Origin of the sequence: Allobosea sp. LjRoot9 (genome assembly GCF_964252745.1) — a bacterium.
Lineage (GTDB): Bacteria > Pseudomonadota > Alphaproteobacteria > Rhizobiales > Beijerinckiaceae > Allobosea.
The window spans coordinates 777707-791382 of the sequence record NZ_CAXUPC020000002.1 but is presented as its reverse complement, the minus strand read 5'-3'; the positions used below and the strand labels follow the sequence as shown (position 1 = coordinate 791382).

Sequence of the window (13676 nt, the reverse complement as noted above, 5' to 3'; positions counted from 1 at the left end):
GCTACTATCGATGGGGCTTGGCCGTCCTGGAAATCGACATGCCTACCGAAGGAACCTCGACTTGGACGTCAGCGCCGTGAACGGCCAAGCGCCGAAGGATGCCGAGAGCTGCGGCGCCCATCGCGATACGGCCTGTGGCGTCGGCTCGGTCCCTCCGCCGGAGGGTGCTCGCGGAGGCGAGCAGGCTCCTGCAGCCGAGCTTGAGCGTGTTCGCGCCGAGCAGCGCAGGCACGCTGAACGATCGGAGCTGCGGCGGCGCCTTGTGTCGAGCTCGGACCTGCTATCCGCACGGCTCGAGCAGGTGCTGCTTGAACTCCATGAAACCAAGCAACGCATGGAGGAGGCGCGACGCACCACTGCTGGCCTTCGGCGGGTTCTTTACCTCAGGCGGATGAGCTTTCAGCGGAGGCTGGTCAGGCGGCTTCTGCCGGAAAGGCTCAGGCTTTGGTGGGACGAGCGCCACCTGTCCGGGCTTGAGCGCATCATTGCGGAATCCGGCCTGTTCGATGCGGCCTGGTACCGCCAGGCCTATCCTGAGGCGGCAGCTTCGGGCTTGGAGCCCATTCGTGACTATCTCCAGTTCGGAGCGGCGAAGGGGCGCTGGCCTAGCCCGGATTTCGATCCGGACCGCTATGCGAGCGAAAGGCCGATTCTGGCTTTCCTCGGCCTCGATCCGTTCGTGCATTCCATTGTGAGCGGCGCGCAGTCGGAGACTGGGCAGCGCGCCAATGATCCACTGAAATCGGATGCCGATGCTGTTCTGATGGCCCGGGCACAGGCCCGTGAGCCCCTGCTGGAGGGAAGCGAGCCGGATGGCTGGTTCAATGGCAGCTGGTATGGCGGCCGTGTTCTGGCCGAGGACGAGCGTTTCGCGCCGCGTCTCGTCACGCCGGACGATCAACTCGCCAGCGACATGCGTTTCCACGCCGCGACCAGCGAATTGACGCGGCGATACGGCATTCGCCCGCCAGCGCAGACGATCGAGATTCTGCGGAAGGCGGCGCCAGTCGAGCTGATCCGCCGCGCATTTGCGAAAACGGAGCCGCACCGGGATGCGCGTTGCAGCCAGGCAGTGCCGCGCTACGCGATCGTGACCGTCCGTGCCGGGGAGACGGAGCATTTCCGTTCATGTGCAGCCTCGGTGAAGGCGCTGATGGGCAGGGACTACGAGGCGGTTGGGGTGCGGAGGATCACCTGGATCGTCGTCGGCGGGGTTGCCGACCTCAACTCCGAATCCGCCCTTGATCTGTTTCCGGCCGATATGTCGGCTTTCGTCGTGGAGCTGGAGAGCGCGTCATCGCATGGTGCAGGGGGGAGCCTGAAGGAAGCGCTCCTCAAGGCCGGGGCGGAGTGGCATTTCAGCCTCGAGGAAGCCGATGAGATCGAGGTCCACGCTACCGCGGCCCTGGATTTCTATAGTGCCCATTTCCCGAGATGCCGGTCCATTCTGGCCAGCCCCGTCGATATCGCCGGGGATGGCGAGGTGCTGCGGCGCAATCGCAACGCAAGTCCCGATCGACTGTTTGAAAGCGGGCTGGCGCCCGGCCAGTTCGTGGCGGTTCGCTGCGATCTACCTTTGAATCGGGAAGGCGAGGCCGATGATCGCGCAATCGATTATGAGGCCTTGCTGCGGGTTGCCCTGGATGAGCCGGTCCTGGTCATTCCCGAATACCTGCATCGCCACCGCTGGCTGCCGGCCTCCGCTTGCAAGGCAGCCGCGGCCAATCCCTCGCTGTCGACAGCGCGTGCGATGCGCGGGTTCCTGAATCTGTTTGCGCAACAGCTAGCCGGGCAGTCCGATGATCGCGGCGCCCCGCTGGCAGGCCCGCTGACTGCGGGCCTTTGTATCATCCGCACTCAAGGCAGCCGTCTCCACCTGCTCGCGGAAACGGTTGCGTCGGTGCTCGACCAGACCGTCAGCACGCGTCCCTGTGTCGTTGTCCACGGCGGAGACGATGTCGAGGCGCAGGTGCGAGCATGGCTCGCCTCCCAACAGCTGGACGCGCTGGTGATTGGAGCGCCCGACAGGGAGCGGCGCCGAGGCTACCCGCTGAATGTCGGATTGGACTATGTGAGAGCCAATGCCGGCGCCTATGATTTCGCCTTCTTCCTCGATGACGACGACATCATCTATCCGCTCTACGCCGAGCGTCTGGCCGCTCTGCTCAGCCGGACGGGCTGCGATGTCGGCGTGGCCCTCGCCAACAGCCGTGTGCCGTGGAATCCGCCGCAGCCGGGGCATCAGCAACTGCCGGTGAGCGCTCTCGTCGCCGGAAATTTCATCCCGATTCATTGCTATGCGATGCGGACGGCATTTCTGACTGCGAACCCGCTGAGATTCCAGGAGGATATCGACTATCTCGAAGACTGGGACTTCCTGGTGAGCCTGCTGGATGCAGGGGCTCGGTTCTTTCTGCTGCCTGAGGTTCTCTGCGAGTATCGGATCATCGGAGACGGCAATCAGAAGGAAAAGCGAAACCAGGAGCATTTCGAACAATGCGAGAGGATGGTTCTTGAAAAAGGCCTCCTCACCGCCAGGCGACTTGGCCTGAAGCGGTTCGTCCGCGATCTCGCCGCATTCGATTTCGAGGAAAGGGCGGCATTATCGCCTGCGGAGGTCGAGCGTCTCGTCGAGGTCCGCTCCATTTTCGAAAGCCAAATGACCGAGAACCGAAGATGAGGCGGGACCAGAATCTGGGTACCACCGTTCTGCTTCCGGTGTATTTCGAGGAGCCGAGCACGGAGAATCTCCGCTTGCTGCGTCGGTCGATCGAATCGATCCGCGATCAGCGTTTCCCGGGAGCATATGAGACCCTGATCGTCGATGACGGCAGCCCCGTGCCGATCGCCAGCCTTTCCTCCCGGATCGGTTCGCCAGCTCTTGTGCAGGAGGTTCGATTTGTGCGGGCCGGTCGCAATGGCGGGCTCGTCCACGCCTTGAACCGTGGCCTTGCGAGCAGCCACCATCCCTACATCGCGCGGCTGGATGCGGACGATAAATGGCTGCCGGGTAAGATCGAAAAGCAATTCGAGCAGTTCCTGCAAGACCCCGACCTGACGATTTCCGCGACGGGCATGACACTGGTGACGCCTGCAGGGAGGCCGCTCGAAACTCATGTGCGCCCGGGCGACTGGGGTGGCATTCTGAAATTCTTTGTCGAGATTGGCTGCCCCTTTCCTCATGGCAGCGTGCTCGCCCGGCGAGACATCTATCAATTGCTGGGCGGCTATTCCCATGACCCCAGGACCGCTCATTGCGAGGACTATGCGCTTTGGGGGATTTGGCTGCGTTTCTTCAAGCCCGCCATGGTTGAAGAAGCACTGTACGACTACACGGTCCACGGCCAGTCCGTCTCGGCGTTGAACGGCGTCCAGCAACAGGGCGGCTCGATGCTCGTGCGCGAGAGGTTTTGCGCCGTCGATGCCGTCAACGCCGTGCCCGGCGCACTGCAGGCGCTCGCGAAGACTGTTGGCGTGACGATGCTTCAAGCCGGGATACTGGCTTATCGGATGTGGCGATACCGGCTGACCGTATGGATGCCGCGAGGGGCGCTCGAGGCGCTGGCGCTTCTGATGCCCGATCGCGATATCACCCTCGCTGCTTCAAGCGATCATCGCGCGATCACCTGGGAACAGGTCCTTGCGCAGCCTCCATCCAATGGGGCTCTTCGCGAAGTGGCCGTCAGAGCGGCTTGATCGGGAAGAAGAGCCGGTTGGAACTGCGACCGCGCGCGGCTGCGCTCAAGTCTTTTCAGCTGATTTGATGGAGTTCAGGCGCGCTGCCAGATCGACGCGGCGATAGCCGCTGAACATCCAGACCGCCGCCCCGATCAGGCCCACCACGGTCAAGACGAGGCCGAAGAGGATCGATGTCGCGGCGGCTGCCTCGGTACCGATGCCCAAGGCGCCGAAAAGAATGATGGCGGCGCCTTCTCGAAGGCCCCATCCCCCGATCGAGATCGGGATCAATGAGGCAAGCACCATGCCCTGAAGAATGATGGCGCAGTCCCACCACCCCACCTGGACACCGAGGCTGTTCGCACAGGCCATGAACGATGCGACTGTCAGGCCACTTGAGGCGATCAAAGTGGCGAAGACATAGCCCAACCCTTTGGGTGATTTGAAGACATCGGCAAAGGCCTTGAGCAAGACGACGAAAGGCCGGGTCCAGCCTGGAAGGGCTTCCGGCCGCAAGACCATGCCCAGCCCGGCGGCTCCTGCGGCCCCACCCACGATGAGCGCAGCGCAGGCCGCGATCAGCGGAAATGTCGGAGCCGTCGCAACCTGCGAGCTATGATTGACGAGGGCGGCGAGCAACACCAGTCCGACGGCCAGCAGTCCGAAGGCGCGGTCGATCAGGACGCCGATCGTGGCCCAACCTGCGACAATACCGGAATCATAGGCTCGGACGATGCGAATGGCGTCTCCACCGAAGCCGGTTGGGAGAATCTGGTTGAAAAACATGGCTTCGAAATAGCCGATGATCGCGATTCTCGGCTCGACGCTATGGGAAAGGCCGCGGCTGATAAAAACCCAACGAAGTGCATTGAAGATGACGGCCGCGGATAGGTAGATGATCGACAATGCAAAAAAAGATAAATCGGCATTATATATGGTGTTGGTGATATTCTTGATGTCGATTTTGTAGAGAATGAAACCGATAAACGCGGCGCCAACAACTAATTTCGCTGCGATGATCAATTTCTTGAAATTCATGGTTCAGATGCCGATTTCGCTGTGCCGTGGCGCGCGCCTTCCTACATGAGCTTGGCGGTCAACGCCATCGACAAGGCGCCGCGCGCTTTGAGTTGTGTGGGGCGCCGTTTGCTGGTGGCCAATGCGCTTTGCCTGCAAGTTGGGTTTCCCGCGTTTGCGGGCTGTTTCCGGGAGGTGTCTGGATGGACGCTAAGAGAAGCGTTGCCTCAATGAAAAAGCAGCCTTACTCGCAGTCTCGTGGCGGCGCGGCCTTTGCCGAGCTGTCTCTGCGGAGTGCTTGAATTGACCATCTGCATCTTTGGCGGGACGGGCTTTATCGGCCGTCACCTGTGTCAGGAATTGCATGCCAGGGGCATTGCGGCCTGCGTGGTGTCTCGCAACCCCGACCGTGATTTCCTGTCCCTCCATGCGCCGAGCATCGCAGCCCTGGCCGCCGATGCTCCAGAATTGCCGCGGGTGCTCGAAAGCGCGACGGTGCTGGTTTATCTCGCTTCGAACTCGCTTCCCGCGTCCAACCCCCTCGACCCTTCACACGAGTTCGGTCAGGCCGCGCAGGCAGCGGCCCTGATGGTGAGGTTGCGCGCCGTCAATCCAGATTGCCATGTCGTCTTCGCCTCCAGCGGCGGGCAGATCTATGGGCGGGGGCATGAGGCCCCGATCCCCGAGACCGCGCCGCCGTCGCCGCCCACAGCTTATGCGCTGGGGAAGTTGCTGATGGAGAACATGCTCACCTTCTTCGCGCAGGCCGACCAACTGGGCGTCACGATACTGAGGGTGGCCAATCCAGTTGGGCGTTGGCAGTTTGACAAAGGGCATGGTCTCGTCGCGGCGGCTATTCGCAATATGAACCTGGGACGCCCTCTCACGATTTTTGGCGATGGCCGGAATATGCGTGACTATTTCGATGTCGAGCAGCTCGCGCAATTGCTTGCTCGCTTCGATGACCCACGGTTTCGACCACGTGGTGTTTTCAATATCGGCTCCGGGCACGGCATGACGGAATGCGATGTCATTGCTTTGCTGGAGACTTTGACGGGCCGGAAACTCGATCTGAATTTTGCGCCGGCACGGCCTTTTGACCTGCGTTATGCGGTTCTCGACATTGAGCGCGCGCGATCGCAGCTGGGTTGGAATCCCGAAATTGATCTGTCCAAGACCGTCTCCAAGCTTCTCTCGCAGGACGGGCGGTAAGTGCGTGGGCGGAGACAGTGTCCTTGTGATCGGCTCTTCGACGGGATATCTGCCGCAGGGTAGTTTTCGCGGAAAGGCGCCCTGATGCCGGACAAGCTCTATAACCTAGCAGGAAAGCGGGTCTGGGTCGCGGGCCATCGCGGCATGGTCGGCTCTGCTTTGGTTCGGGCCCTGGAGGCGCGCGGCATCGCGCCGATCACCGTGGGTCGCGCGGATGTCGATTTACGGCGGCAGGCCGAAGTTGAGGCATGGATGGCCAAGGAGCGCCCCGAGGTTGTTTTCCTCGCTGCGGCCAAGGTCGGCGGCATCCTTGCGAACAAGACATATCCGTCCGATTTTCTTTTCGACAATCTCGCGATCGCCATGAACGTCATTCACGCCGCAGCATCGCTGGGCGTCGAGAAGCTGTTGTTCCTGGGCTCGACCTGCATCTATCCGAAATTCGCCGATCAGCCCATCCGTGAAGAGGCCCTGCTGACCGGCTCGCTCGAACCGACCAATGAATGGTATGCGATTGCAAAGATCGCCGGGCTCAAGCTGGCCGAATCCTATCGTCTGCAGCAGGGCTGCGACTTCATTTCGGCGATGCCGACCAATCTCTATGGCCCGAACGATAATTTCGATCTCAAGTCCAGCCATGTCTTGCCGGCCTTGCTGCGGAAGATCCATGAGGCGAAGACGCGCGGAATCGGCGCCGTCGAGATTTGGGGCAGCGGGACCCCGCGCCGCGAATTCCTCCATGTCGACGATCTCGCCGATGCGAGCCTTCATATCGTCGAGCATTATTCCGACGCCTTGCACCTCAATGTCGGAACCGGCGTCGATGTCACCATTCGGGAGTTGGCGGAGCAGATCGCGGAGGTCGTCGGTTATGAAGGCAGCTTCGTGTTCGACCCGTCCAAGCCTGACGGCACGCCGCGGAAATGCACCGACATATCGCGGTTGAATGCTTTGGGCTGGCGCCCGCGCTTCGATCTTCGATCGGGCATCGAGATGACGTATCGCTGGTTTCTGACGCAAAACGAGTTGCTCGAGCGCGTTTGATTCCCAGGCTGCGGAGAACCGCATTGCTGCCTGGCAACCTAGCTTTGGCTGGATTTGGAGAGTTTCGCCTTGAACACTGACAACCTGACATCCGTCGATGTCGCCTCGTCAGCGGATCTCTTGATCGAGCACAAGCGGATCTGGGACGAAAAGCCGACGCTGCGGATGATCTATGCGGATTTCCATCGGCGCTTGGAAACGAGCTGCCCGGATGGGCCGCTGCTCGACATTGGCGGCGGCTCCGCCCATTTCAAGCACGGCCGGAGCGATGTCACCTCAATCGATATCGTGCCGTTCCCGGGCATCGATCTGGTGGCGGACGCTCATCGCCTGCCATTGAAGAGCAATCACTTCGCTGGAATCGTGATGCTGGACGTGCTGCACCACCTGCAGTTCCCGGTGGCGTTCCTGGCTGAGGCGGCACGCGTGCTGCGGCCTGGCGGGCGGCTTGCCATGATCGAGCCGGGAATGAGCGTCGTCGCCAAGCAGTTCTACACGCATCTGCACCAGGAGCCGGTGATCATGGATGCCGATCCGTTCAAGCCGGAAGCGCAGTCGGGCAACAACCCCTTCGACTCCAATCAGGCGATCCCGACCTTGATGTTTGCCTCCAAGCAGGGGCGCGACAAGGTCGTCGCCGCCGTTCCTGATCTGGCTGTCGTCGATATCCGCTGGCTCAGTCTGCTGGCCTATCCGCTTTCGGGCGGCTTCAAATCCTGGTGCCTATGGCCGGCGGCCTTGACCGAGAAGACCCTGCGCTTCGAAGACGCGCTGCTGCCCGTGCTCGGGCCGCTTCTTGGCTTCCGTTTGCAGATCACGCTGGAGAAGCGGGCGATGTGAGGGCGCTCACAGCGTCAGTCTTTTCAGGGCGGAAGCCACGCGCTCGATATCGTCCCTCGTCAAGCTCAAGGCGCTTGGCAGGTTGATGCCGTAAGGCGTGACGGTCGCCGCCACCGTGTTTCGGTCTCGGGCAATTGCTGCTTCTGGAGTATCCTGGAACGCTGGCAATTGGCTGAGTGGGTAGAAAAATGGCCTGACATCGATACCCTCTTGCCGCATCAGCGGGATCAGCTTTTCCTTTGTCATGCCAATCTCGCGGTCGAGCACCACGGTCGACATCCAGTACGAATTGTAGAGACCGTCGACATCCGGGTTGAGCCTGCCGCCGTTCCAGTCCGACAGAGCCTCGCGATACCAACTGAAGATGCGTCGCTTACCGTCGACGAGCTCGTCCACGCGCTCCAGCTGCGCCAGGCCGAGGGCGGCCTGCATGGACGACATCTTGTATTTCCAGCCGACCTCATCGTTGAAGAACATCGTATCGCCTGGCGCCCGGCCGTGATCGCGCAAGCGCTGCACACGCTCCAACAGCTTCTCGTCATCAAGCACGAGCATGCCGCCTTCACCTGTGGTGAGAGTCTTTGAGCCGTGAAAGGAAAAGGCGGACATCACGCCGAAGGCGCCGGCAGGCCTGTCGCGCCAGCGCGACCCAATCGCCTCCGCGGCATCTTCAATGAGAGCGACGCCATTGGCCGCTGCGATGGCGTTAAGGCGATCCCAGTCCGGCATCGATCCATAGAGATCGACCACGATCGCCGCTTTTGTCCGCGGCGTGATCGCGGCTTCGAACGCCTCTGGCGAGAGGCACCAACTATCTCTGTCGATATCCGCGAAGACGGAGGTGGCGCCGACATAGCGTACCGGCGCAACCGAGGCGATCCAGGTCGCGTCCGGCACGATGACCTCGTCGCCGGGCCCGATATCCAGCGCCATTAGGGCGAGGTGAAGCGCCGAGGTGCAGGAGGGCAGGGAGATGGCATGGCGCCGCCCGCAATGGCTGGCGAAGGCGGCCTCGAACCGGCCATGGAACATCCCGGCGTCGCCATACCAGGCCGAGGTAACGGCCTGCGTGACATAGTCGATCTCTCTGGCAGTGATCGACGGTCCGGCGACGGGAATGCGTTTCACGGCGCGGCCACGCAGCGCAGGAACCCGTTCGGCGCAACCGTGATCTGCAGTTTGTCATCAATGGACAGATCGGCGGAGAACCGCTTGTTCTTGGCAAGGAATTCCAGGACGGCAACCTTGGGGCCATTGCCCGGGCCCCATGGCCTATCGGCCGAGAAGGAATCGGGCATGTCGTCGATCACCGTGTCGAACACCAGGAGATAGCTGCCCGGCATGACGAAGTGCTGGTAGAGTTCGAGTTCCCGCGCGACGTGGTCCTTGGTGTGATTGCTGTCGAGGATCACCAGGATCCGCGATTTTCCGGCGGCAAGCTTTTCCACCTGTTCCAGGACAGCTGCACTGCAGGAATCGCCTTCGATGAGCGTGATCCGCTTGCTCATCGGATGCTCCTCGATCGCCTTGCGATTATGCGACCTGATGTCGATATCGATCCCGACGACCTCCCCCACACCGCCGAGCATCTCGAGGATCGAAGCGGAGAAGATGAGCGAACCGCCATGGGCCACGCCGGTCTCGATGATCAGTTCGGGTTTGATCGTCCAGATCAGCTCCTGCATCGCGATGAGGTCTTGCGGAAACTGGATGACGGGGCGCCCCAGCCAGGTGAAATGATAGGAGTAGCGCTGTTTCGAAGCGCGCTCGAACCAAGCTTTGGTCAATTGACGCAGCTCGACGTCCTGGCCAAGCGCCTCGATGAATTTGCGCTTCTCGATCTCGAATTCTTCAACCGGATTCAACAGCATCACTCCGCTTCTGGATGCTCACGCGAACATCGTAAATCTGCCCGGACTCGCCGAAATGCGCGCCTGCATGGGGGAGGAATGTCCGCGCGCGCAAAAGGTCTAGAATCTCTCTCCCCGTATAAAGTCGTTCGAGATCGATTTCACTCGCCTTATCAAGCTCCCGCCTCAGGTGAAAGCTCCCTTCTGCATGAGACTGCGGCAGTCGCGGGATATCCAGTGCGAGGATGCGGGGGCAAACATCGGCAAAAAGCTGGGTCATTGCGTCCTTTGCCCGGTGATAAAGCGTTTCGCCGGTATCCTCCCATCCAATCTCGATCATCCGCTGGAACGCGATGTCTCCTGTGTCCACGCCCTCGTCGACATGGTGGATGGTGACGCCGAAAGGCCGCCGCTCAATGATAGCCCAGAAATTCGGGTCCTTTCCGCGGCAATGGGGAAGATAACTGGGGTGCATGTTTAGCGTGTATGCCTGTCCGAGACAGAGCTCCGCCGTTTTGAGAATATAGGGCCACCACGCTAGGACGATAATGTCTGGCTTAAGGGCGGCGATGACATCGCGGCATTTTTGGGCAAGCTTGGGGTCCCATACGATTAGCGATGCCGATTGTGTCTCTAAAAGCTTCGCCAGTATCGGATCAGGGCCGGCGGAGACGACGCCGGCCAGATTCGACGACCAATGCTCCGTCAGGTGCATGACAGCGTGATGGCCGACAGGCCCGCTGGCGAAGACAACCATTCTGGTCGATAGGTTTTTCGACATTAACTGGCCTGGAATGCGGAATTGGCGCGGATGGATGTCTGGCCTAGGCGGGGGAAGAGAATGATCAGAGCAATGCCGTCTGCGGTACGCAGAGGCAAGCTTTCCCATGCTCGGTCCTTTTGAAGGGGCTCATCTGATGACCCTCCGTCGCATGGCGCGCGCAGTCGGCGGGCTGAGTCAGCACGGGAGCCGGAAAGATTCGGCGGCCGAAATCTCTTTCAGCGTGGCCAAATTCCTGTCGCGCTCCGACATGATCGGAGCTTCGATCGGCCATGTGATGCCGATGTCGACGTCATCGAACCGCACTCCACTGGCGAAGCCGGGCACATAGGCAGGCGTGATCTCATAGTCGATCTCGGTGCGATCTTCGAGCGTCTGGAAGCCATGGGCGAAGCCTCGGGGAATGTAGAGGGCGGTGTGATTGTCGGCGGTTAGAACCTCACCGTGCCACCGTCCGAAGGTCGCGGAGCCCGGTTGCAGATCGACGATGACATCGAAGGCCGCCCCGCGGGTGCAGCGTACGATCTTGGTTTCGGCATGAGGGGGTGTCTGGAAATGCAGTCCCCTCAGCGTGCCGCAGCGGTTGTTGTGGGAGACCGAGCGCTGCACGAAATCAGTTTCGAGACCATGATCGGCGAAGGTTGCGGCGCAGAAGCGGCGCGCAAAGAAGCCGCGCTCGTCTGTTGCAGGCTGAAGAACGATACGAAATGCGCCGGGCAGGGGCAGGGCTTCGAGTTTCATGGGTTAGGTGCGTTTCTGCCCCATCTTGGCTAAAACATTGCGTCACTCTCACATCGACCTGCCTTGAGGTCGATGGTCGAACCGACTATGCACCCGAAAGCTGGCTTTGTTCCAGCATGGGCAGATCGGGAATCGAGATGGCATCGCGTTTTTACAACCCGCCTACGACCTGTCAGGTCCCCAACCTCAGCGGCAAATGGGAAGCCCTGTTCGGAAAGCGGCGCGATGGCATTTTCGTCGAGGTCGGAGCGTATGATGGCGAAAGCTATTCGAACACCTCTTGTCTGGCGGATGTAGGTTGGGGTGGTCTCTACATTGAGCCCGTCCCGGAATTCGCGGAAAAATGCCGTCAGCGTCATGCTGCCAATCACAAGGTTACCGTCATCGAAATGGCCGCATCCGATGTTGCGGGCGAGGCGGATCTTCATATTGGCGATACCCTGACCACGCTGTCCGAAGCTCAAGTCGCCGACTACAATCAAATCGGTTGGGCCAAGGGTCTTCACCAGGGACAGTCTCGCAAAGTTGCGACCGAACGGCTCGATGTTATCCTAGGCAAGGCTGCGATCGAGCCGGGCTTCGATCTACTGGTGGTCGATGTCGAGGGATTAGAGGCTCAGGTTTTCGCCGGTTTCACGATCGAGCGCTGGCGCCCGAAGGTTGTTCTCGTAGAGCTGGAGGATGAGCATCCGGACTTCAGAGACAATGAAAGGGTCCGAGCCGGCGCTATCGGGGTCAGGCAGAAGTTGGAGCAGGCGGGTTACAAGATATATTATCGCGATATCATCAACTCTGTTTACGTAGATGGTCTGGTTTATAAGGATCTGCCAGCTGAGCATATGACGATTTCGCCGCGCGTGACGGTAGGCGTCCCGACGCATAACGGACAAAGGACGATTGCGCGCGCGCTGGAAAGCCTCGCGGCCCAGACGTTCCGAGATTTCCGGGTCGTCATCTCCGAAAATGCTTCGACGGATCATACGGCGTCATACATTCAGAACTCAGCTTCCAAGTTCCAGGATATCCAGGTCATTCGCCAGAAGAATATTCTGACTGCGGGTGAGAATTTCAAGGCCGTTATGGCGCAGTGCTCAACGGAATACTTTGTCTGGTTGGCTGACGACGATTGGTGGGAGCCGAGATTTCTCGAGGCATGCGTTGCCTTGCTCGACAGTGATGCTGCCGGGGTGACGGCATTCACGGATTTCAGGGTCTATTACCACTTCATCGATCGTTATTCGGATCGTATGGGATATGTCGCCAGTTCATCTCATGATCCTCGGCTGAACATACTCACGCGCACGGTCAATATGGCGCCATGTGCGATTTATGGCGTACATCGCAGCCATGCGATCAAGGCAGCGATCGCTCGCCTGCCTGATGCCTTTGATTTCCATGATGTCGCGGTGACGATCGAAATGGCTGCGAAGGGGCAGATGCTCCTGAGCAAACAGGATCTGTTTCGCGCTGGCATCGTTGACGAAGCCCGCCTGCAGCGCCGTTCGCTCGACGGAAACCAGATACGTTACGCGCCTTTCGCGCGCTTTCTTGCGAGCGTGACGCGCCGGACATTCGGCTGGAAATCTGCCCTCCTCCTCCTCCCCGAACTCCTGTTCCAACTCTACAAGGTCAAGCGTCACAACGATAAGGCGCATGGCCAGCCGTCAGAATTGAATCAGGCTTCACTGCGCACGCGAGCCGACGTCGAGGCCGGTTTCCAACCGTTTCCTGGTGCGTCGGCCGGGGCAAGCTCCGTCCCTGGCCTGCTCGAGCACATCCGCAGCGCCGCAGACGAAAGCGGCGTCGATGTGAACACGGTCCATCTCTACAATCCCGCTACGCGCGATGCCTGGGTTGCCGACAGGGCTGCAAGCGTCGAGGCAGGTTTGAGAGTGCTGGACGTTGGCGCGGGAACCGCTCCCTACAAGCATCTTTTCGCGCATTGTACCTATGAAACGCACGATTTCGCGCAGTATGACGGATATAAGGGCCCGGAAGGCACTTACACGGAGATCGACTACGTTTCGGACATCACGGCCATCCCCGTGCCGGACAATTCCTATGACGTGATTCTCTGTACGGAGGTGCTCGAGCACGTTCCCCGCCCGGTCGAGGCTCTTGCCGAGATGGCGAGGATTGTGAAGCCCGGCGGGCGGCTTTTCCTGTCCGCTCCACTGGGCTCCGGGCTGCATCAGGAGCCCTATCACTTCTATGGCGGCTACACCGACCATTGGTATCGCAAGTTCCTCGACGAGTTCGGCTGCGATGTCGAAGCGATCGAGCCCAATCATGGCTGGTTTGCCCATCTTGCGCAGGAATGCGCTCGCTTTTCCTGGACCTTTGAGCGGCACAAGCACCTGCACGGAGACCATGGCGCGGCGCTGTCGGAGCTGATGGGCAGTACGCTTGCGCGCTATTTCTACGTGCTCGACAGCAAGGCCTTCATGCGGGAATTCACCGTCGGCTTCCACGTCACGGCCAGAAAGCGTCTGCCGTGAGCGGCGACGGGGCAG

Annotated in this window: 11 protein-coding genes; 6 read left to right on the top strand and 5 right to left on the bottom strand. The window is 60.5% G+C overall.

Translation table 11 applies throughout. The features are described 5' to 3' along the window. Positions 1-61 precede the first annotated feature (61 nt). Both ACSQ3P_RS12315 and ACSQ3P_RS12310 read left to right on the top strand, forming a co-directional pair. Positions 62-2680: a hypothetical protein gene (locus ACSQ3P_RS12315; protein ID WP_436165845.1), complete on the top strand. Its 2619-nt coding sequence runs from the start codon at positions 62-64 to the stop codon at positions 2678-2680. Beyond that, positions 2677-3696, top strand: a complete 1020-nt coding sequence (locus ACSQ3P_RS12310; protein WP_436165844.1) for a glycosyltransferase — start codon at positions 2677-2679, stop codon at positions 3694-3696. Before ACSQ3P_RS12315 ends, ACSQ3P_RS12310 begins: the two co-directional genes overlap by 4 nt. Positions 3697-3741: 45 nt before the next feature. On the opposite strand, the gene ACSQ3P_RS12305 is transcribed toward ACSQ3P_RS12310, so the two are convergent. Then, the gene (locus ACSQ3P_RS12305) at positions 3742-4716 is read right to left on the bottom strand and encodes a lysylphosphatidylglycerol synthase transmembrane domain-containing protein (RefSeq protein WP_436165843.1); all 975 of its coding nucleotides are present in this window, start codon (positions 4714-4716) and stop codon (positions 3742-3744) included. Positions 4717-4998: 282 nt separating this feature from the next. Between ACSQ3P_RS12305 and ACSQ3P_RS12300 the strand changes: the two genes are divergently transcribed. The 3 genes from ACSQ3P_RS12300 (at position 4999) to ACSQ3P_RS12290 (ending at position 7791) form a co-directional block, all read left to right on the top strand. Then, positions 4999-5907 carry an NAD-dependent epimerase/dehydratase family protein gene (locus tag ACSQ3P_RS12300; protein ID WP_436165842.1) on the top strand — a complete coding sequence of 303 codons (909 nt, stop codon included), beginning with the start codon at positions 4999-5001 and terminating at the stop codon, positions 5905-5907. An 84-nt stretch (positions 5908-5991) separates the two neighbouring features. Further along, the gene (gene fcl, locus ACSQ3P_RS12295) at positions 5992-6951 is read left to right on the top strand and encodes a GDP-L-fucose synthase (protein ID WP_436165841.1); all 960 of its coding nucleotides are present in this window, start codon (positions 5992-5994) and stop codon (positions 6949-6951) included. A 69-nt stretch (positions 6952-7020) separates the two neighbouring features. Next, positions 7021-7791, top strand: a complete 771-nt coding sequence (locus ACSQ3P_RS12290; RefSeq protein ID WP_436165840.1) for a class I SAM-dependent methyltransferase — start codon at positions 7021-7023, stop codon at positions 7789-7791. A 6-nt stretch (positions 7792-7797) separates the two neighbouring features. Here the strand turns inward: ACSQ3P_RS12290 and ACSQ3P_RS12285 are convergent, their stop codons facing one another. The 4 genes from ACSQ3P_RS12285 to rfbC all read right to left on the bottom strand — a co-directional run bounded on the left by ACSQ3P_RS12285 (position 7798) and on the right by rfbC (position 11163). Further along, complete coding sequence (locus ACSQ3P_RS12285; RefSeq protein WP_436165839.1) at positions 7798-8919, bottom strand: DegT/DnrJ/EryC1/StrS family aminotransferase; 1122 nt, start codon at positions 8917-8919, stop codon at positions 7798-7800. Further along, entirely contained in the window at positions 8916-9656 is a 741-nt protein-coding gene (locus ACSQ3P_RS12280; RefSeq protein ID WP_436165838.1) for a cephalosporin hydroxylase family protein, read from the bottom strand. The genes ACSQ3P_RS12285 and ACSQ3P_RS12280 overlap by 4 nt, the downstream gene beginning before the upstream one ends. After that, complete coding sequence (locus ACSQ3P_RS12275) at positions 9643-10398, bottom strand: formyltransferase family protein (RefSeq protein ID WP_436165837.1); 756 nt, start codon at positions 10396-10398, stop codon at positions 9643-9645. The genes ACSQ3P_RS12280 and ACSQ3P_RS12275 overlap by 14 nt, the downstream gene beginning before the upstream one ends. Positions 10399-10599: 201 nt before the next feature. Then, the gene (gene rfbC / locus ACSQ3P_RS12270; RefSeq protein WP_436165836.1) at positions 10600-11163 is read right to left on the bottom strand and encodes a dTDP-4-dehydrorhamnose 3,5-epimerase; all 564 of its coding nucleotides are present in this window, start codon (positions 11161-11163) and stop codon (positions 10600-10602) included. 137 nt (positions 11164-11300) lie between these two features. Between rfbC and ACSQ3P_RS12265 the strand changes: the two genes are divergently transcribed. Then, positions 11301-13661 carry an FkbM family methyltransferase gene (locus ACSQ3P_RS12265; protein ID WP_436165835.1) on the top strand — a complete coding sequence of 787 codons (2361 nt, stop codon included), beginning with the start codon at positions 11301-11303 and terminating at the stop codon, positions 13659-13661. The last annotated feature ends 15 nt before the right edge of the window (positions 13662-13676 follow it).